Genomic DNA, 19,964 nt, shown 5'->3' with positions numbered 1-19,964 from the left:
GCTCCTTGTGGCTGGCGCGGGCTTCCCCGCGCCGGTCAATCTTAGAATTTCAGTGAGAGGGCAATTTCCTCTTCGCTCTCTTCTTCATCAATGATGGTGGCAGCTTTGTTCGCAATCGCCACGAACGGCATGTACAGCAGGGTGGCAATCCCGAGGTTGAATATCGCCAGCAGGAAGGCCGCGACGCTACCGTTGGTGTTAAAGAAGGCACCCAGACCTGCTGGCATGGTCCACGGAGCAATGTTGGTGATCGGTGGAATAATACCCATGTAGTAGGCCGTCAGGGTGATCGCTGCCAGCAGCGGCTGCACCAGGATGAACGGGATAAACATTACCGGGTTCATGATGATTGGCAGACCGAACAGAATCGGCTCGTTAATCTGGAAGATGCCTGATGGCAGGGCCAGTTTCGCCACCTGACGATAGTCAGCGCGACGAGAGACAATAAAGACCGCGATGATCAGACCCAGGGTCGCCCCGGTACCACCCAGGAAGATATAGGAGTCAAGCATCGGCTTCGCCCACACATGGAAGGTTTTACCTGCCGCCAGCGCCGCGTCAACGGAGCCGTACTGCTGGTAAAGCGCAACGTTTTCCAGTGCCCATGGGGTCATAATTCCGCTGTCCAGCGCGGCCAGTGCCAGTGAACCGTGCACGCCGAAGAACCACAGCAGAGAGGTGAAAATCACATACGCCCAACCGACCACGCCACCCATCGACGCCAGCGGCGTAGAGATAGAGTCCATGATGATCTGGTGGAAGTTCGTGCCCCAGTGAGAGAGCGCCCAGGCGATAATCCCCATGATGGAGAGGATAATGAAGCCTGGGATCAACGCGGAAAATGAACGAGAAACGGAGGCCGGCACGCTATCCGGCAGGCGGATAACCCAGTTGCGACGGATAATAAAGGTGAACATTTCTGCCACCACCAGGCCGATAACAATACCGGAGATGATGTTGGCTCCGCCCAGCCAGTTTGCGCCAACGGCGTAGGCTTCACCCACGCTGTAAGGCGTGACGGTCATAAACGCGGCAACGGATAATAATCCGGCGGCCAGCGGATCCACTTTCCGCTCTTCAGCCAGCGCCATCCCAATAAAGAAAGGCGCCATCAGCGACATAATACCCAACGTACCGTTATATACGTTGCCGCCGATGGCTTTAAAACCATTAAGGGTTTCAATAGTGGAAGCGTCTAACCGAATTCCTAATGAATAAAAGAAGGAACCTTCACCAAAGCTCAGAAAAACGTTGTTAATTAAAACGAACATGGCCCCGGCCAGCGTCAACGGCATTAATTTAATAAAACCGTTTTTGATGGCATTAACGTGAGGCTGCTTTCCTATTTTAACAGCAAAAGGAAGGAGTACCTTTTCAAGTGAAGCGATGACTTTACTCATAGGAAAATACCCTTAAATGCCGTAACGCATGTTACGGCGTAATTGTGTGTGAAATAACTCTTTGACGGGAAAAATAAAAATTAATTAGCAGCTTTTTTAATGGCTGCCACAGCAGCTTTAAGTACACCTAAACCATCGATCTTGCCGTACAGCCCCGAATCGATCACTTCGACCGGTTTATTCGGTAGCAGTCGTTGAATTTCGGGCAACATATAGGCAATTTGCGGCCCCAGTAACACCACATCGGCTTTCTGGCCTTTTTCGCCCGCCAGCGTTTCCGGAAACGCTTCAATCACCACAGGAACTTCATACTTTTCAGCCTGCGCGCGCATCTTTGACACCAGAAGCGAGGTTGACATGCCCGCTGAGCAGAACAGGTAGATATGTTTCTTTTCCATCATAATTTCCCTCTTGTATGACTACCTGCCGTCGCGCTATCACTCGACTCGCTGTCCCGGCAGACAGGTAGCTTGCGTACTGTTGTTTATCGTTGAAGTGAGTATACGCAATGGTACAGAGGGGAGATAATTCTGGATAGGCCTAAATTGTCTCTCATTGACCTGGCTTGTTGACTACCTTCACATTTCAGGCAAATAATTCGCGCAAAGAAATAAGATTAACGTATGAATAAAAAAACCGGCCCAGAGGCCGGTTTGTTAACATCTTCAGGCAAGCAGGGTTACTGCGCCTTAGGTGCCTGCGGATCGGTGTCGTATTCAGCACAGGTCTGATAGCCAGAGTTAATCACATGTCCGGTATCATCCAGCGCGACGAAGTAGGTTTCTGCCTTACCATCACGTTGACCCAGGATATAAGTCTGACACGTACCGCGCGCGTGAATCATGGTCACTTCAGAAGAAGGCTTGCCGGCGATCGCAGCCACCTGCGAACGTGTCATCCCTTTTTTAACGTCTTTAACCACGGGCTGGGTAAACTGATCCTTGGTGCGATCGTAAGCCGTACACCCTGCCAGCATCGTCAGTACCGCCGCTGCGCTAAGAATTCCTGCTACGTTCTTGTTCATATTCCGTCCTCTTGTTTATCAGCGTGTTATCTAAGCATGGGATAAAAAGTACTATTGTTCAACTTTGTGATTTACGCCAGACGAATTTCGGAAAATTCTAATAAAACAACGATAAGCTGCTAAATCGCCGCAAATTAACGCACTCGAAACTGTGATCCTTGTCGTTTTCCGCCCAAAGGGTTAGTTTTAACAGTTAACACATTCTGTTTATGTTCTGCATACGGAGGGCATGATGGCTCTGCAACAAGAGATTATTCAGGCGCTGGGCGCTAAGCCTGCGATAGATGCACAGGAAGAGATCCGCCGCAGCGTGGATTTTTTAAAGTCGTACTTAAAAAAGAACGCTTTCCTGAAATCCCTGGTGCTGGGCATCAGCGGCGGGCAGGACTCTACCCTGACGGGTAAACTCTGCCAGATGGCGATTTCAGAGCTTCGTGAAGAGACGGGCGACGAAGCGCTGCAGTTTATCGCCGTGCGTCTGCCTTACGGGGTTCAGGCGGACGAACAGGATTGCCAGGACGCCATCGCGTTCATCCAGCCCGACCGCGTGCTTACCGTCAATATCAAAGGCTCGGTGCTGGCAAGCGAGCAGGCGCTGCGCGAAGCGGGCATTGAATTGAGTGATTTTGTGCGCGGCAACGAGAAAGCGCGCGAGCGCATGAAAGCGCAGTACAGCATCGCCGGGATGACCAAAGGCGTTGTGGTAGGCACCGACCATGCGGCAGAAGCGATCACCGGTTTCTTCACCAAATACGGCGATGGCGGCACCGACATCAACCCGATTTTCCGTCTCAACAAGCGTCAGGGCAAGCAGCTGCTCGCCGCGCTGGGCTGCCCTGAGCATCTGTACAAGAAAGCGCCAACCGCGGATCTGGAAGACGATCGCCCTTCCCTGCCGGATGAAGCGGCCCTTGGCGTCACCTATGACAACATTGATGATTATCTGGAAGGCAAAACGCTGGATGAAGGTACCGCGAAAATTATCGAGGGCTGGTACCTGAAAACCGAGCACAAGCGCCACACGCCAATTACGGTGTTTGACGATTTCTGGAAATAAACGCAAAACGTTAATCTTTGCTCCCTCTCCCCTTTAGGGAGAGGGCATCACGCCACCCGGCTCTTTTTTAACCACAGCACACCTGCTACACTGTATACCTGAACAGTATATGGAGCAGTATGTGAGCAGGCGTCAATCAGCCCCGCGTCTTGAGTTTGAAGCGGCGGCTATCTATGAATATCCCGAACATCTTCGCCCCTGGCTTGAGGCGCTGCCTAAACAGCCGGGCGTGTACATCTTTCACGGTGAAAGCGAGACCCTGCCGCTCTACATCGGCAAAAGCGTTAACATTCGCAGCCGGGTGTTATCCCACCTGCGCACCCCGGACGAGGCCGCCATGCTGCGCCAGTCGCGACGCATTACCTGGTTCCAGACGGCGGGAGAAATGGGCGCGCTGTTGCTGGAAGCCCGGCTGATAAAAGAGCATCAGCCGCTCTTCAATAAGCGCCTGCGCCGCAACCGCCAGCTCTGCTCCCTGCAGATCGCCGACGGCAAGCCGCAGGTCGTCTACGCCCGCGAGGTCGATTTCTCCCACGCCCCGAATCTCTTCGGGCTGTTCGCAAACAAGCGTGCCGCCCTACAGTCTCTGCAGGCGCTCGCGGACGAGCTGCAGCTTTGCTATAGCCTTTTAGGGCTAGAGGGCACCACGCGGGGCCGCGCCTGTTTCCGCTCCGCTCTGAAGCGCTGCGCAGGCGCCTGCTGCGGAAAAGAGAGCGTTGAGGCGCATCACGCCCGGCTCCTCGCGGGCCTGGCCGGGATCAGCGTCAACTGCTGGCCGTGGGACGGCGCCGTTGCGCTAAAAGAAGTGGGTGAAACCATGACGCAGTATCACATCGTCAATAACTGGCTCTGGCTGGGGGCGGTCGATGATTTAAGCGACGCGGCAACCCTGCTGCGCACCCCCGCGGGATTCGACCACGACGGCTACAAAATCCTCTGCAAGCCCGTATTAGCGGGCAAGTTCGAGATCATCGCGCTCAGTGACCCGGCAGCCAGTTAATTTCACTGAACAGCAGGGTGCCCTGAGACTCCAGCAGACGCAGAGTATGGGTCCCCTCCTGCCAGCTGGCGCCCTGATCGGCCGTGAGCAATTTATCACCCAATTGCCACGCCCCGCTTAATACAAACACCACGCCCCCGCGCGAACCAAAGGTGGTAAAAGTACGATCGGCAACCCGCACCTTCGCCTGACAGCAGTCGCGCCGGGTCATGATGTTGAAATCCATCGCCATCCTGCCATCGGAAAGCAGCGCCTTCACCGGCAAATCGCCGGCAAAACTGTAAGGCTGATGCTGTTTAAGGGTATGGCAGAACGCCTGACCGGCATCCAGCGTCACCTCCCCGCCTTCCAGCAGGGTAATGACCCGGTCGACACCGGGAAACGAGGAGAATTCGCCGTTGCTGGCGATGGTCGCGATACTGGCACGCCAGTAAAAATCGCGCGTCGCGGGAGGGATACAGCAAATTTCTCGCGTTTCGCCAGCACCATTGCGCCAGAGGCTGACCGGCATCTTACGAATATCAAAGAACTCCATCACCACTCCTGAATGGCACAACCCGTGCCAGGGCAAGGATATCGCTACCCCTGCAGTCTTGTTTGTTATCGTTAGGTATTCACAGACACAGTATCGGCAGCAGAGCGGGCAGGCCTTAGCGGAACGTTAATAAAAATGCTAACGCCATGACTCTACAGACATTCTCTGAAGCGACTACAGGAGAATACCGCGCTGGCGGCGGCAGGCAAGAGGGCAGAATAGAAAAACCGCCGGTCCTGTCCACAGCGATTTCGCTTTTGTGGACAGGATCCCGGCGGTCTTAAGAGAGTGAACCGATTATTCGGTTGGTGCTGGCATTTTACCTTCCATCGCCGGACGTTCTGTCAGACGCTTCTCAAAATTAGCATTAAACTGTTTTTTCTGTTCCGGGGTCAGAATGTTGTAGATCTTGTTCTGGGTTTCCATGTGGGCCAGCATGCGGGCTTTGTGCTGCTCGGCCATTTTGTCGATCTGCGCTTCGGCTTTCGCCTTATCGAAGCTGTCACTGGCAATAATGTCATGCATTGCGCGGCGCTCTTCCAGCGGAGGACGCTTCATCTGGTCACGCTGGCTTTTCATGATGTCGCGGATCTGCTGCTTCTGCGCGTCCGTCAGGTTCAAATCTTTGAACATCATCATCTCGTGGTGCATACCCGGCTTGCCTTTATGATGCATCATCATTTTGCCTTCAGCTGGCGCGGCGGTGGTGGTTGCGGTATCTGCGGCGAACGCCATGCTGGTAGCGCCCAGAGCCAGGGTAGAAGCAACAAACAGTGCAGTAAACTTACGCATAATTTATTTCCTTTCTTTCAGTTATTCTTCGGCGCTATGCCGTGTTGACGAGATTAACTTTACGGGGTTTATCGTCAATTAATCAGAGCAACGGTAAAACAATGAAAGTGTAAAAAACATTTTTTCGCCAAATGTGGAGGAAATAAGGATAAAGCGTGGAGAGTTGCAACAAAAAATATTCAATACGATGATTTTAAAGCTATTTAGCAGAAGTATAACGAAGTGACGGTGAATAATAAAGCAATTCGCCAGGAATATTCCGTAAAAGAAATCAGAGCGCTTTAATCGCTAAGAAAACATTTTTACTTCCCCTCCCGGATGGTGAGAGGGGAAAGGTTCAGGTGAGTTTTTCCAGCATCAGACCAGCCCGCAGGCCAAACGCTACGGAGGGGTTGGGGAACAGCACATATTCGGTGGTTTTCTGCACCTCGTAACGCTCTTCGCCATCTTCCGCCAGCAGAGCCCCTTTGCGAAACGGCGTGAAGTTCAGGGTGTGCGCGGCCATGTGAAGCTGGAAAGCCTCGCTGCGGCGGGTGATCTGCTGTACGACCCGGTACCGCTCAACGGGCTGATGTGCGTGCTCGGTAGCCGTCCCACCGAGCAGCGCCCGAAGCGCGAGCTCCGTTGGCGCAAAGCGCGTGAGATCGTTCTGTCCGAACGGTAGCGCTTTTCCCAGCTCCAGCGTACAGGACAGCGCGCCAAACCGTTCGCAAGTGAAGTGAGTAAAGGTCCCACCCGGCGACTGATGAAACACCAGCGCCTCCAGCCCGGCATCCCCCAACCAGCTCAGAAACGCTTCATCCCACGGCTGATTGCGCTGCGGCAGAACGCCGAATCTGACATGGTAAGAGGCGCGGATCGCCGTATGCAGATCCAGATGCCAGCGCGCCGGTCCCGCCGCGGCAAAAAACGTTGTCACGACGTTCTCCAGCCACTGCGCGCGCGCCGTTTCGTCACTCTGCGGAAACTGCGACCAGCGACCGCCGAACATGCGGTTAATGTCGCTAACCAGGTACCGTTTGTTTTGCGCCAGCGCAGGCGGATTGCCAAGCACCACCAGCACGCGGCACGCAAGGGCGAGCTCGCCGCGATACAGCGCGCGCAGCAGCCCATCGACGATCTCAACGGGTGCAGTTTCATTCCCGTGGATCCCCGTGGAAAGCAGCAGCGATAACGCGCTGCCGGCCTTCGGCGTCAGCTCAAGCACCCCGCGCCCCAGCCACCGCCAGCGGAATGAGGGGCCTTCCCCCTCACTCTGGTCCGGCGTTTCATCGGCCAGGGTCAGCGCCAGTAAATTTTCCATATTCACTCCTTTAGCGCTGGAACGGGTAAACCGAGCCCAGCTGCAGGATTGACGATAATGCGTCCAGCGCCTCGCGCCCTTCGCGCAGCAGCTGCGGGTCAACCAGATCGGCCTGCGTTAACCGGTCGCGATAGTAGCGGTCCACCCAGTCGTTCAGGGTGTTAAAGAGCGTCTCATTCATCATGACTGCCGGGTTAACGGCCTGTATTTCATTTGGCGTTAACACGACCCGCAGGCGCAGACAGGCGGGGCCACCGCCGTTAGCCATGCTTTCGCGCAGGTCAAACACGCGCAGCTCGTCAATCGGGTTATCGGCCTTCACCAGTTCGGTGAGGTAGCGCCACACGCCCTGATGATCCCGGGACTCCTGCGGCAGCACCAGCATCATGCTGCCGTCATCGCGGCTCAGCAGCTGGCTGTTGAACAGATAGGTTTCGACCGCGTCCTGCACGCTGACCGCCTGCGTTGGCACCTGGATCGGCATAAAGCCGGGCACGCGTTCGTGCAGCGTGGCGAGCAGCTTATCCTGATGGGCAAAGGCCTGCTCATGGCAGAACAGCACCTGGCGGTTGGACACGGCAATCACGTCGTTATGGAACACGCCCTGGTCGATCACGTGCGGGTTCTGCTGGGCAAAAATCACCTGGGAAGGATTGACCTGGTTCAGGCGCGCAACCGCCTGGCTGGCCGCGAGCGTCTGACGCGCTGGATAACGGGTTGGCGCGGCGTGGCCACCCTCTTCCCGCCCGTAGATAAACAGCTGCACGGCGGGATCGCCGTAATCGCCACCCAGCCGGTTATGGTTGGCCGCGCCTTCGTCGCCAAACATCGCCACCTGCGGCAGGGCCTGATGGATCTCAAAATGGGCGTCATGCTTGAAAATAGCGCGCAGCACGCGCTCGGTGGTGTCCGCTTCGGTGGCGCGATGAAACTTATTATTCAGGTTCGCCACCGTCAGATGGACTTTACCATCCAGCGTATCGGCTGACGGCGCGACGGTGGCCGCGTTGGCCACCCACATTGAAGAGGCAGAGCTTGCCGCAGAGAGCAAATGCGGCGTCTGCGTACCCGCTTTTTCGACGACCTGCTCGTCCGTACCGCTAAATCCTAGCTGGCGCAGCACCGCCACGTTAGGGCGTTCCTGCGGCGGGATCACCGCCTGCGGGAAGCCGGCATCCGCCAGCGCCTTCATTTTTAGCAGCCCCTGCTTCGCCGCCAGCTTCGGGTTGGAGACCTGAAAGCGGTGCTTCGTCGAGGCTTCATTACCAAAGGAGAGACCGGCATAGTGGTGCGTCAGCCCCACCAGCCCGTCAAAGTTGACTTCACGCGCTTTCATGGCCTTCTCCCTTCGTAAAATCGAGCCCCGGGTTAAGCGTCTCCGGCAGCGTCAGCGCCGGGGTTTCCAGACTCGCCATCGGCCACGCGCAGTAATCGGCGGCATACCAGGCGCTGGCGCGATGGTTGCCCGAGGCGCCCACGCCGCCGAACGGCGCGGTGCTCGCCGCCCCGGTCAGCGGTTTATTCCAGTTCACGATCCCGGCACGCGCTTCCAGCAGCAGTTGTTCAAACTTCTCGCGATGCGGCGATATCAGCCCGCTCGACAGGCCGTAGCGGGTGTTATTCGCCATCGCAATGGCCGTATCAAAATCGTCGTAACGCCAGACGCACAGCAGCGGGCCAAACACCTCTTCATCCGGCACGCTGCTCGCACCGCTCATCTCAACGATGCCCGGCGTCAGCAGCGAGGTACCCGGCTGAACCTGCTTCGGCTCCAGCAGGGTTTTCGCCCCACGCGCTACGTGGTCCTGCCAGGCGTTGAGCACGTTCAGCGCGGCCTGTTCGGAGATCAGCCCGCCGATAAACGGCTGCGGATCGGCATCCCACGCGCCAGGCACCAGCCGCGCGCTCACCTCTACCAGACGCTTCAGGAAGGCATCCCCCTGCGCGCCGCGCTTGACCAGCAGGCGGCGGGCGCAGGTACAGCGCTGTCCGGCGGTAATAAAGGCGGACTGGATCGTCAGGTGCACCGCAGCGTCGATATCGTCGGGATCTTCGACAATCAGCGGGTTGTTGCCGCCCATCTCCAGCGCCAGAATTTTCTCCGGCTGCCCCGCCAGCTGGCGGTGCAGCTGATAGCCCGTTCCGGCGCTGCCGGTAAACAGCAGGCCATCGATATCGCTCAGCGCGCTCAGCGCCTGGCCGGTTTCCCGTCCGCCCTGCACGAGGTTCAGCACGCCCGGCGGCAGCCCGGCCTGCTCCCACAGCTTCACCACCGCCTCGCCGGTTAACGGCGTAAGCTCGCTCGGTTTGAAGATGACGGTATTGCCCGCCAGCAGCGCGGGCACAATGTGACCATTCGGCAGATGCCCCGGGAAGTTATACGGGCCAAACACCGCCAGCACGCCGTGCGGACGGTGGCGCAGCGTGGCCGCGCCGTCCGGCATCTCGGTATGCTGCTCGCCGGTGCGGGTGTGGTACGCCTTAACCGAAATAGCGATTTTATTGATCATCGCCGTCACTTCGGTCGCCGCTTCCCAGCGCGGTTTGCTGGTTTCGGACGCGATGATGCGCGTCAGCTCGGCCTTGTTGGCCTCCAGCAGTCCGGCAAATTTTTCAATAAGCGCCTGGCGCTCGGCGAATGGCCGTTTTGCCCACGCGGGAAACGCGTGTCGTGCGGAACGGCAGGCCTGCTCGACCTGCGCGACGCTGGCGTCATTTCCCTTCCACAGCACCTCTTTTCCAACTGGATTGGTTTTTACGCGCTGTTCGCCTTCGCCCGTTACCCAGTCACCGTTAATCCATAATGTCATGCTGTTTTCTCCTCAGGGCAGAGACGCACCAGGCGAACCGTATCGCCGGCGTTACATTTCAGGGCATCCAGCTCTGCAGCTGTCAGCACCAGACGTTCACATTTCGGGTTGGTCCGCACCAGCATGGCGCGGAAGTTGGCGTAATTTTCGTTCGCCACCAGGCATGCCGGCCAGTCACCCGGCGCGGGCTGGCCTTCGGATACCTCAACCAGGCGGCTTTTACGGATGGCGCGCACGCGGTCGATATCGCACTCAAGCGTTGGCCCGCCGTCAAAGATGTCGACATAGTTACGGTAGCGGAAGCCCTCTTTCTCCAGCACCGCGCGGGCAGGCGCGGTTTGCGGATGCACTTCGCCAATTACCGCCTGCGCTTCCGGCGTTAAGAAATGGGTATAGATAGGATGTTTAGGCATCAGCTCCGCGATAAACGCTTTCTGGCCGGTGCCGCAGAGATAGTCCGCCCGGCTGAACTCCATCGAGAAGAAGCGCTCGCCCAGGCTCTCCCAGAAGGGCGAGTAGCCTTTGTCGTCGATCACGCCGCGCATCTCTGCCACCACTTTTTCGTTAAAGCGATCGCGAAAAGCGGCCATAAACATAAAGCGCGATTTGGAGAGCAGATAGCCGTTGCCCTCTTTGCGCCACGCCGGGTCGAGGAACAGCGTACAGAGCTCGCTGGCGCCCGTGTGGTCATTGCAGAGAAACAGCGTGGGCAGCGCGTTATAGACGTTTAGCTCTTTCGAGGCGTGAACCATCGTGCCGACGCGGTAGTTGTACCACGGGTCGTTAAGCCCGACGGCCACTTCAATGGCGCAGATCCCGGCCACGCTCCCCGTTTCGGTGTCTTCCAGCACGAACACGTAACCCTGTTCGCTTTTTGGCAACGTCCCCTGCCAGGTTTGCAGGGCGCGCTCAATGCGCGCCGACAGCGTTTTTTCATCGGCAGGAAGCGAGGTCAGCCCGCCTCCCGTCTTACCGGCAAGCTGCATGAGCCCGGCAATATCGCCGCGCTCAACGGGACGGATGACCATCATGATGACACCCCGGATTTCACCTTCTCACACGCCAGCGCAAAACGATCCAGACCGGTTTGTACCTCTTCCTCGCTGACAATCAGCGCAGGGGCAAAACGCACCACGTTGGCACCGGCAATCAGCACCATCACGCCCGCTTTTGCCGCTTCCTGTGAAATAAGCTTCGCTTTTCCGGCAAACTCAGCCGTGAGCTCGCAGCCGATCAACAGCCCCAGGCCGCGAATTTCTTTAAACAGGCCAAGCTTGCCGTTAATGGCGTTCAGGCGCTCAACGAACCACTCGTGACGCTGCTTAACGCCCTTCAGCACCTCAGGGGTGTTAATGATGTCGAGAACCTGTCCGGCGACGGCGGTCGCCAGCGGGTTACCGCCGTAGGTGGTGCCGTGGGTGCCCACGGTCATCACGCTGGCGAATTTATCGGTGGTCAGCGTCGCGCCAATCGGGAAGCCGCCGCCCAGCGCTTTGGCGGTAGAGAGAACGTCCGGCGTCACGCCGTAGTGCATATAGGCATACAGCTCGCCGGTGCGGCCCACGCCGGTCTGCACTTCGTCGAAAATCAGGACCGCGTCGTGACGGTCGCACAGCTCGCGCAGCCCCTGCAGGAATGCCTTTTGCGCCGGAAGTACGCCACCCTCGCCCTGCATCGGTTCGACAATCACCGCGCAGGTGGTGTCGTTAATCAGCTCGCTGGCGGACTGAAGATCGTTATAAACGCCGTGGCGAATATCCGGCGGCAACGGAGCGAAATCCTGCGAATAAGAAGGCTGGCCGCCCGCGCTCACGGTAAAGAGCGTGCGCCCGTGGAAAGCATTTTTAAACGCCACAATCCCGCTCTTGTGCGCCCCAAACTTGTCGTGGGCATATTTGCGCGCCAGCTTCAGCGCCGCTTCGTTGGCCTCCGCGCCGGAGTTACAGAAAAAGACTTTTTCGGCGAAGGTCGCGTCAATCAGCTTTTTCGCCAGGCGCAGTGCGGGCTCGTTGGTAAAGCCGTTACCGGTATGCCAGAACTTCGCCGCCTGGTCGTTCAGCGCCTGACGCAGCGCCGGATGGGCATGACCCAGCGCATTCACCGCAATCCCCCCGGCAAAGTCGATATACTCTTTACCCTGCTGATCCCACAGGCGTGAGCCTTCCCCGCGAACCGGAATAAAAGCCGCCGGAGCGTAAACCGGCATCATCCATTCATCGAAATTTTCACGCGTAATTGACAGAGACATAGCGACCTCATCCGGTAAATAAAAAGTTATTTGAATGTTAAATAATTGAGTGTTTGCACTGTGAATGTAGATTGCAGCCTTCGTGCCAGCCAGCGATAAAAATGCATAAACGGGGTGAGGTAACAGAATATCAATAGGTTACAATATGGAGTTATTCACTGTTAGTGCATAAAAAGTGAATATTTTTACGACAAGCGGCGCTTTGCCGCATGAAAATCAGAAAGAGTATGCACAGGCCAAATATAATTCTGGAATTGTGATCGCTCCCGAAATTTATCGGCCCTTTACGCCCTGTTTGAGGGCGAAGCGCGTCAGAATGGTGCAAATATTGCACCACCGGCATTATCTGTCGCAGTTATTGGTCGAACCCGGTAACAGTTGACGCAAATTCTGCTACCATCCATGCACTATTCACCTTGCACTGGCAGCGACTATGAAATTTGTCTCTTTTAATATCAACGGCCTGCGCGCCCGCCCTCATCAGCTAGAAGCCATTGTTGAGCAACATCAGCCAGATGTGATCGGCCTGCAGGAGACCAAGGTTCACGACGACATGTTCCCTCTCGAAGAGGTGGCGAAACTCGGCTACAACGTCTTTTACCACGGTCAGAAAGGTCACTATGGCGTCGCGCTGCTCACCAAAGACACGCCGGTTTCCGTGCGCCGCGGCTTCCCCGGCGACGGTGAAGAAGCCCAGCGCCGCATCATCATGGCGGAAGTGCCTTCCGCGCTCGGGAATATTACGGTCATTAACGGCTATTTTCCGCAGGGTGAGAGCCGCGATCACGAGACAAAATTCCCGGCCAAAGCGAAGTTTTATCAGGATCTGCAGAACTATCTGACGACCGAACTGAAAAAAGAGAATCCGGTGCTGATCATGGGCGACATGAACATCAGCCCAACGGATCTGGATATCGGCATCGGCGAAGAGAACCGCAAGCGCTGGCTGCGCACCGGCAAATGTTCTTTCCTGCCGGAAGAGCGTGAGTGGATGGAGCGCCTGCTGGGCTGGGGCCTGGTGGATACCTTCCGCAATGCCAACCCGGAAACGCAGGACCGCTTCTCGTGGTTTGACTACCGCTCGAAGGGCTTTGACGACAACCGCGGCCTGCGTATCGATCTGCTGCTGGCGAGTACACCGCTGGCGGAGCGCTGCATCGAAACCGGGATCGACTACGACATCCGCAGCATGGAAAAACCGTCGGACCACGCGCCGGTATGGGCTAAATTCAAGCTGTAATCGCGCGTGAACATACGAAAAACACTCTTCCTGTGCGCCCTTCTGGGCGCATTTCTTATGACATTTGTCATTCTGCCGCCTGACACGCTCTCTCTGGCAGGCATTAAAACCCACCAGCAGACGCTACTCTCCCATGTCGACCACGCGCCGCTGCGTAGCGCGCTGATCTTCTTTGCGCTTTACGTGGCGGTTTCCGCTCTCTCGATACCCGGCGCGGCGGTTCTGACCCTGCTGGGCGGGGCGTTATTTACGCTGTGGGAAGGCACCGTGCTGGTTTCGTTTGCCTCCACGCTCGGGGCCACGCTGGCGATGCTCGCCAGCCGTTACCTGCTGCGCGACTGGGTGCAGCGGCGGTTTGCCCGACAGATGGCAACGGTAAATGCGGGCATGGCGCGCGACGGCGCGGGCTATCTTTTTGCCCTTCGCCTGATGCCGCTGTTCCCGTTTTTCCTGGTGAATTTACTGATGGGGCTGACCCGCATCACGGTCCGGCGCTACTGGTGGGTCAGCCAGCTCGCCATGCTGCCCGCGACGGTTATCTTTCTGAACGCCGGGCGGGAGCTGGGAAATGTGGCATCGCTGCGCGATATTTTGTCGCCGGGCGTGGTATTCGCCTTTACACTACTGGGGTTATTACCGCTGGTTACGCGCCGGCTGTTTTCCCGCTATCTCCCTGCTGATAAAAAGTGAGGCATTATGCGCCGTGTGCGTTTTTGCACGTTTCTGACCGGTCTGCTGCTGGCAGCCCCCCTCTATGCCGCCGACGGCTGGCAAGCTATTCAACAGCAGGCCAAAGGCCAGACCGTCTGGTTTAACGCCTGGGGCGGCGATCCGGCGGTTAACCGCTACCTTGAGTGGGTCAGCGGTGAGATGCAAACGCACTATGCCATCACCCTAAAAATCGTCCCGCTGGCGGATGCCGCCGATGCGGTCAAACGTATTCAGACGGAAGCCGCCGCAGGGCGTAAGACCAACGGCTCGGTCGACCTCCTGTGGGTGAACGGCGAGAACTTCCGCACGCTAAAAGAGGCGAACCTGCTGCAAACCGGGTGGGCGCAGAGTCTGCCCAACTGGCGCTATGTCGATACCCGTAAACCCGTTACGGAAGATTTTGCGATTCCAACCGACGGGGCGGAATCGCCGTGGGGCGGCGCGCAGCTGACTTTTATCGCCCGCAAAGCCAGCATGCCAATGCCGCCGGAGGATCCGCAGGCGCTGCTGGCGTTCGCGCAGCAGCACCCGGGCAAGGTGAGCTATCCTCGCCCACCCGATTTTACCGGCACGGCCTTTCTTGAGCAGCTGCTGCTGACGCTTACAGCGCATCCCGAGGCGTTACAAAAAGCGCCTGATGATACGTTTGCCCAGGTTACGGCGCCGCTCTGGGCCTACCTCGATAAACTGCACCCGCTGCTGTGGCGTGACGGAAAAGACTTCCCTCCCTCACCCGCCCGGATGGATGCCCTGCTCGCCAGCGGAAGTCTGAACCTGTCGCTGACCTTTAACCCGGCGCATGCGCAGCAAAAAGTGGCGAGCGGCGAACTGCCTGCCGACAGCTATAGCTTTGGTTTTCGCGACGGGATGCTCGGCAACGTGCATTTTGTAGCTATTCCGGCTAATGCCAGCGCGAGCGCGGGGGCGAAAATGGTCGCCAATTTCCTGCTGTCGCCGCAGGCGCAGATCCGCAAGGCCGACCCGGCCATTTGGGGGGATCCGAGCGTGCTGGATGCGAAAACGCTGCCTGAAGGTGAAGCGAAACAGCTGCAGGCCCACACGCCTCAGGGGCTGCCGAAGGTGCTCCCGGAGCCGCAGTCCGCGTGGGTGAACGCGCTGGAGCAGGAATGGCTGCGTCGTTACGGCACCCGTTAGGCTGGCTTGTCTGGCTGGCGATGACGGTGATTTATCTGCCGATCCTGCCCGCTGGCACCGTGCTGTTCGCGCCGGCCTTTTCCGTGACGAACTGGCAGCGGCTGCTAAACGATCCTCAGTTGCCGCAGGCAGCCGTTGCCACGCTGGTCTCAACGCTTATCGCTACGCTGGGGGCCTTGTTTATCGCCCTTTCCCTCGTGGCTCTTTTCTGGCCCGGCACCCGCTGGCGGCGCCTCAGCACGCGCCTGCCGTGGCTGCTGGCGATCCCCCACGTGGCCTTCGCCACCAGCGCGCTACTGCTGTTTGCCGAGGGCGGACTGTTTTATCAGGTTTGTACCGTCTGTTCGCCGCCGTTTGACCGCTACGGCGTAGGGCTGGGCCTGACGCTCGCGGTCAAAGAGAGCGCATTCGTGCTGTGGGCCATTTACGCCGTGCTGCCGGAAAAAGGGCTCGCGCAGCAGAAGATCGTCCTGCAAACCTTTGGCTACGGGCGTTTTCAGACGCTCAGCTGGCTGATCCTTCCGGCGATCGCGCCCGTCCTCGGGGCGGTGATGCTGGCGGTGCTGGCGTGGTCGCTGTCGGTTGTGGACGTAGCGATCGTTCTCGGGCCCGGCAACCCGCCCACGCTGGCCGTGCTGGCCTGGCAGTGGCTGAGCCAGGGCGACGCGCAGCAGCAGGTGAAAGGAACGCTGCTGTGCCTGGTGCTCCTTCTTTTGCTGGCCGCGCTTGCCGCGCTGGGGTACGGCCTGTGGAAGGTCTGGCGTCGCGCGATTCCGGACCTGAGCGGGACGCGCCGCAGGTTGCATCTCGTCCTGCCTGAACGCGCATTCAGCGGCTTTTTGCCCGCATGCGGCCTCCTTTGCGCCGCCGTGCTGTTGATGCTGGCGCAGCGGGACGACGTAGGTCCCGTGGGAACCAGCCTCTCCTTCGGTCTGCTTTCGAGCCTTATCGCCCTGATCGTCATTTTTCTCTGGCTGGAATGGGGGCCGCAGCGCGGCGCGGCGTGGGTGTGGCTACCGCTCGCCCTTCCGGCACTGCCGCTCGTCACCGGGCAATACGCGATTGCTTTGCATCTGGGTCTCGACGGAGGCTTTATCGCCGTCCTCTGGAGCCATCTGCTGTGGGTGCTACCGTGGATGCTACTGGTGCTGCAGCCCGCCTGGCGGCGGATCGATCCCCGGCTTATCCTTACCGCCAGAACGCTCGGCTGGCGGCGGGCAAAAATTTTCTGCCTGCTGAAATGTCCCCTGCTGGTGCGTCCTGCGCTGCTGGCCTTTGCCACCGGCTTTTCCGTCAGCATGGCCCAATATATGCCGACCCTGTGGCTGGGCGCGGGACGTTTCGCCACGCTGACCACCGAGACCGTCGCGCTCAGCAGCGGAGGCAGCATCCCGGTTCTCGCTAACCGTGCCCTGGGATTACTGCTTGTTACGGGCGTCGTATTCGGTCTTGCTGCGCTGTTATCCCGGCTCGCGGGCCGCTACCGTCAAGGATTACGTTAATGCTGAAGGTCAACGATCTCACCATCGAACCGCTTTTCCGCAAGGTCAATTTTTGCGTACCCCGCGGGGAGATTGTCACCCTGATGGGGCCGTCCGGCAGCGGCAAATCGACCCTCTTTGCCTGGATGGTCGGCGCGCTGTCAGAGGATTTTCAGGCGCGGGGCGAACTGTGGATCGGCGAACGCCGCTGCGACGGTTTGCCCGTCGAATCCCGCGGTCTGGGGATTCTTTTTCAGGACGCGCTGCTGTTCGACCCTTTCAGCGTTGGGCAAAATTTGCTGCTGGCCTTGCCTGAGCGGATCGCGGGACGCGCACGGCGGGAAGCGGTCAAGCAGGCGCTGGATTCCGCCGGGCTTGGCGGTCATTACGACAGCGATCCGGCCACCCTTTCCGGCGGAGAGCGCGCCCGGGTGAGCCTGCTGCGCGCCCTGCTCGCAGAGCCGCAGGCGCTGCTGCTGGACGAACCGTTCAGCCGCCTTGATAAAGCGTTACGCACGACGTTCCGGGCATGGGTATTTGACGCCGTCCGCGCGCGCAATATTCCGGTGGTGCTGGTCACCCATGACGAGGACGATATTCCGCCCGGCGGCAAGGTGATGGAGATTTCTCGCTGGCAATAATGTGCTAACGCAATGTTTTCCGTTTCGGGAGAGACGACAATGCCCCCCTCTTTTACTGACGTCAGGTTATTCGATGAAACGTGTTTCTCAACTGACCGCGCTGGCCCTGATCTGCGGCCTCGCCTCTTTTTCCTCTCAGGCTGCTGATATGGCCAACGCGATGACGCTGTCTCAGCTTCAGGCGCAGCACGGCGCGGCAATCGACACCCGCCCCAGCGCCTTTTATAACGGCTGGCCTCAGACCCTCAGAGGTCCTTCCGGGCACGAACCCGCTGCGCTCAACCTGGCAGCCGCCTGGCTTAGCGCCATGAGCGACGAGCAGATTGCACTTTGGGCAAAACAGCATCAGCTTACCCCTGCGACGTCCATCGCGCTGTATGGCGACGAGAACGATAACCAGGCGGTGAAAGCCCGTCTGGAGAAAGCTGGTTACCGCCACGTTTCGCTGCTCAGCGATGCTCTGCAGACGCCCGACCGCCTGCAGCGCCTGCCCCACTTTGAACAGTTGGTTTACCCGCAGTGGATCCACCGGCTTCAGCAGGGCAAACCGGTGACCGCCGCGCCGGCGGGCGAATGGAAAGTCATAGAGGCGGCCTGGGGCGCGCCGAAGTTTTACCTGCTTAACCACATTCCCGGCGCGGGCTACATTGACACCAACGAGGTGGAAAGCGAGCCGCTGTGGAACAAAGTCTCCGACGACAGGCTGAAAGCAATGCTGGCAAAGCACGGGATCCGTCACGATACCACCGTCATTCTGTACGGGCGCGACGTGTATGCCGCCGCGCGCGTGGCGCAGATCATGCTCTACGCGGGCGTGAAGGATGTGCGCCTTCTCGATGGCGGCTGGAAGGCGTGGTCAGATGCCGGTCTGCCGGTTGAGCGCGGTACGCCCGGCAAAGTGGCTCCTGCCCCTGATTTTGGCGCGCCGATCCCCGGCCAGCCGCAGCTGATGGTGGATATGGAACAGGCGCGCGGCATGCTGCACCGTCAGGATGCCTCCCTGGTCAGCATTCGTTCATGGCCGGAGTTTATCGGCGAAACCAGCGGCTACAGCTACATCAAGCCAAAAGGTGAAATTGCCGGCGCCCGCTGGGGTCACGCGGGCAGCGATGCCACCCACATGGAGGATTTCCATAACCCGGATGGCACCATGCGCAGCGCTGACGACATCGCCGCCCAGTGGAAGCGCTGGAATATTCTGCCGGAACAGCAGGTCGCGTTTTACTGCGGCACCGGCTGGCGGGCGTCCGAAGCCTTTATGTACGCCCGGGCGATGGGCTGGAAAAATATCGCCGTCTATGACGGCGGCTGGTACGAATGGAGCAGCCACCCGCAGAACCCGGTCACCGCCGGAGAGCGCGGACCAGAGAGTGCTCTCTAACGGGTGAGTGACTTCAGCGTCACGTAGCCGCTCAAGATGCGCGTTGTGGTGGTCAACCAGCACAGCGCGCCGAATATCCACGCGAACAGCGTAAACTGTGCCGGAAACAGGCAGCACAGCACGAACAGCGCGATGGTCTCCGTCCCTTCCGTTAACCCGCCGATATAGTAAAACGACTTATGCGCATAGCCGGGGTTGTCGATATCGTGCTTCGCCGCCAGCGCGGCAAATCCGAGAAAACTGCTGCCGGTGCCGATAAACGCGAACAACAGCCAGGCCGCCGCCAGCGCATTCTCTGCGGGTGCAGCCAGCGCAAAGCCAAACGGCACCAGCGCATAGAACAGAAAATCGAGGGCGATATCGAGAAACCCTCCCGCATCCGTCAGCCCTCTCCGACGCGCCAGCGCGCCGTCCAGACCATCAAGCATGCGGTTCAGGACGATGGCGGCCAGCGCCGCCGGATACCAGCCGAGGGCCAGAAACGGCAACGCCAGCAGGCCGATGGCAAACCCGGCAAGCGTTAATCCGTCGGGCGTAACGCCCGGCTTATCCAGCACGGATACCAGACGGTCCAGAGCGGGCTTTACGCGCGGGTGCAGGTGACGGTCAAGCATCAGGCTTCCCTTTAAACGTGGCGCACAGCCCCTGTGCCGGTATATCCAGCGCGGCATTAAACCGGGCCGAGAGATTCTGAAAGGCAATGAGCGCCGTTATTTCAGTGATGGCATCATCCGTAAAGTGGCGTTTCATCGCCGTTTTGATTGCTTCATCCACCCGGGGCGGCGTGGCGGTCACCGCCTCCGCATAGGCCAGCGCCGCGCGTTCCTGTTCACTGAACACGTCAGAATCAGCCCAGCCGCTTACGGCCTGGACTTTATCCAGCGCGCCGCAGCGCTCGGCCAGACGCAGGCTGTTGGCGTCAATACAGAACGCACAGTGGCACAGCTGCGATACGCGCGTCATAAGCAGCGAGCGCAGCACTGGCGTCAGGCGCGCTTTTCTGCGCTCCAGAAACCCCACAAACAAAGCGACCAGCCAGAACAGACGCGGCATGCGTCCCCACCAGCGCGTGGGGTTCAGCACGGCGCCGAAGTGTTTTTGCTGCATGGCGGCAATGGGTTTTACGCTCGCCGGAAGGGTTGGGATGGGCTCTACCCAGGTGGACGTCTCTTTCACCTGATTCTCC

20 protein-coding genes are annotated in these 19,964 nt (G+C 58.7%); 8 read left to right on the top strand and 12 right to left on the bottom strand.

Translation table 11 applies throughout. The features are described from left to right. Positions 1-41 precede the first annotated feature (41 nt). The 3 genes from chbC to osmE form a co-directional block, all read right to left on the bottom strand. Positions 42-1,400, bottom strand: a complete 1,359-nt coding sequence (chbC, locus tag OKF39_RS10180) for a PTS N,N'-diacetylchitobiose transporter subunit IIC (protein ID WP_028012799.1) — start codon at positions 1,398-1,400, stop codon at positions 42-44. 80 nt (positions 1,401-1,480) lie between these two features. After that, positions 1,481-1,798 (bottom strand): PTS N,N'-diacetylchitobiose transporter subunit IIB, encoded by a 318-nt coding sequence (gene chbB, locus OKF39_RS10175; protein WP_014883474.1) that lies wholly within the window; start codon positions 1,796-1,798, stop codon positions 1,481-1,483. A gap of 281 nt (positions 1,799-2,079) precedes the next feature. Then, positions 2,080-2,424, bottom strand: coding sequence for an osmotically-inducible lipoprotein OsmE (osmE, locus tag OKF39_RS10170; RefSeq protein ID WP_003857836.1), 345 nt, complete (start codon positions 2,422-2,424; stop codon positions 2,080-2,082). Positions 2,425-2,656: 232 nt separating this feature from the next. Here osmE and nadE point away from each other — a divergent pair, with 232 nt between their 5' ends. Next, positions 2,657-3,481 (top strand): ammonia-dependent NAD(+) synthetase, encoded by an 825-nt coding sequence (gene nadE, locus OKF39_RS10165; RefSeq protein WP_048959444.1) that lies wholly within the window; start codon positions 2,657-2,659, stop codon positions 3,479-3,481. 121 nt (positions 3,482-3,602) lie between these two features. After that, a complete protein-coding gene (gene cho / locus OKF39_RS10160; RefSeq protein WP_479983741.1) occupies positions 3,603-4,481 on the top strand; it encodes an excinuclease Cho in 879 nt (292 codons plus the stop codon). Here cho and ves read toward each other — a convergent pair. From ves to astC, 7 genes are all read right to left on the bottom strand, one after another. After that, positions 4,459-5,016, bottom strand: a complete 558-nt coding sequence (gene ves, locus OKF39_RS10155) for an environmental stress-induced protein Ves (protein WP_041910459.1) — start codon at positions 5,014-5,016, stop codon at positions 4,459-4,461. The two genes, cho and ves, sit on opposite strands and share 23 nt — an antisense overlap. A gap of 297 nt (positions 5,017-5,313) precedes the next feature. Continuing rightward, on the bottom strand, positions 5,314-5,808 hold the full coding sequence (gene spy, locus OKF39_RS10150) for an ATP-independent periplasmic protein-refolding chaperone Spy (RefSeq protein ID WP_028012795.1): 495 nt from the start codon (positions 5,806-5,808) through the stop codon (positions 5,314-5,316). Positions 5,809-6,145: 337 nt separating this feature from the next. Beyond that, positions 6,146-7,111 carry a succinylglutamate desuccinylase gene (astE, locus tag OKF39_RS10145; RefSeq protein WP_059355651.1) on the bottom strand — a complete coding sequence of 322 codons (966 nt, stop codon included), beginning with the start codon at positions 7,109-7,111 and terminating at the stop codon, positions 6,146-6,148. A 10-nt stretch (positions 7,112-7,121) separates the two neighbouring features. Further along, positions 7,122-8,447, bottom strand: a complete 1,326-nt coding sequence (astB, locus tag OKF39_RS10140) for an N-succinylarginine dihydrolase (RefSeq protein WP_100170438.1) — start codon at positions 8,445-8,447, stop codon at positions 7,122-7,124. After that, on the bottom strand, positions 8,434-9,921 hold the full coding sequence (gene astD / locus OKF39_RS10135) for a succinylglutamate-semialdehyde dehydrogenase (protein ID WP_248177792.1): 1,488 nt from the start codon (positions 9,919-9,921) through the stop codon (positions 8,434-8,436). Before astD ends, astB begins: the two co-directional genes overlap by 14 nt. Further along, entirely contained in the window at positions 9,918-10,952 is a 1,035-nt protein-coding gene (astA, locus tag OKF39_RS10130) for an arginine N-succinyltransferase (protein WP_041910463.1), read from the bottom strand. Before astA ends, astD begins: the two co-directional genes overlap by 4 nt. Further along, on the bottom strand, positions 10,949-12,169 hold the full coding sequence (gene astC / locus OKF39_RS10125) for a succinylornithine/acetylornithine transaminase (protein ID WP_479983740.1): 1,221 nt from the start codon (positions 12,167-12,169) through the stop codon (positions 10,949-10,951). The genes astA and astC overlap by 4 nt, the downstream gene beginning before the upstream one ends. 433 nt (positions 12,170-12,602) lie before the next feature. Here astC and xthA point away from each other — a divergent pair, with 433 nt between their 5' ends. From xthA to OKF39_RS10095, 6 genes are all read left to right on the top strand, one after another. Continuing rightward, positions 12,603-13,409: an exodeoxyribonuclease III gene (gene xthA / locus OKF39_RS10120; protein ID WP_032644863.1), complete on the top strand. Its 807-nt coding sequence runs from the start codon at positions 12,603-12,605 to the stop codon at positions 13,407-13,409. A 6-nt stretch (positions 13,410-13,415) separates the two neighbouring features. Further along, positions 13,416-14,099, top strand: coding sequence for a TVP38/TMEM64 family protein (locus tag OKF39_RS10115; RefSeq protein WP_479983739.1), 684 nt, complete (start codon positions 13,416-13,418; stop codon positions 14,097-14,099). Positions 14,100-14,114: 15 nt separating this feature from the next. Further along, the gene (locus tag OKF39_RS10110; RefSeq protein WP_479983804.1) at positions 14,115-15,275 is read left to right on the top strand and encodes an ABC transporter substrate-binding protein; all 1,161 of its coding nucleotides are present in this window, start codon (positions 14,115-14,117) and stop codon (positions 15,273-15,275) included. After that, positions 15,248-16,777: an ABC transporter permease family protein gene (locus OKF39_RS10105; protein ID WP_045261597.1), complete on the top strand. Its 1,530-nt coding sequence runs from the start codon at positions 15,248-15,250 to the stop codon at positions 16,775-16,777. The genes OKF39_RS10110 and OKF39_RS10105 overlap by 28 nt, the downstream gene beginning before the upstream one ends. Beyond that, on the top strand, positions 16,777-17,397 hold the full coding sequence (locus OKF39_RS10100) for an ATP-binding cassette domain-containing protein (protein WP_063438321.1): 621 nt from the start codon (positions 16,777-16,779) through the stop codon (positions 17,395-17,397). The genes OKF39_RS10105 and OKF39_RS10100 overlap by 1 nt, the downstream gene beginning before the upstream one ends. A 73-nt stretch (positions 17,398-17,470) precedes the next feature. Next, on the top strand, positions 17,471-18,778 hold the full coding sequence (locus tag OKF39_RS10095; protein ID WP_479983738.1) for a sulfurtransferase: 1,308 nt from the start codon (positions 17,471-17,473) through the stop codon (positions 18,776-18,778). Here the strand turns inward: OKF39_RS10095 and OKF39_RS10090 are convergent. Together OKF39_RS10090 and OKF39_RS10085 are read right to left on the bottom strand one after the other, a co-directional pair. Further along, positions 18,775-19,392 (bottom strand): CDP-alcohol phosphatidyltransferase family protein, encoded by a 618-nt coding sequence (locus OKF39_RS10090; RefSeq protein WP_479983737.1) that lies wholly within the window; start codon positions 19,390-19,392, stop codon positions 18,775-18,777. The two genes, OKF39_RS10095 and OKF39_RS10090, sit on opposite strands and share 4 nt — an antisense overlap. Then, positions 19,385-19,954 (bottom strand): carboxymuconolactone decarboxylase family protein, encoded by a 570-nt coding sequence (locus OKF39_RS10085; RefSeq protein WP_047368340.1) that lies wholly within the window; start codon positions 19,952-19,954, stop codon positions 19,385-19,387. The genes OKF39_RS10090 and OKF39_RS10085 overlap by 8 nt, the downstream gene beginning before the upstream one ends. Between the last annotated feature and the right edge of the window lie 10 nt (positions 19,955-19,964).

Source organism: Enterobacter cloacae complex sp. HYC042_NIDB (genome assembly GCF_056673315.1).
The sequence above is the reverse complement of the archived record's forward strand: the minus strand, read 5'-3'. Positions and strand labels throughout refer to the sequence as shown.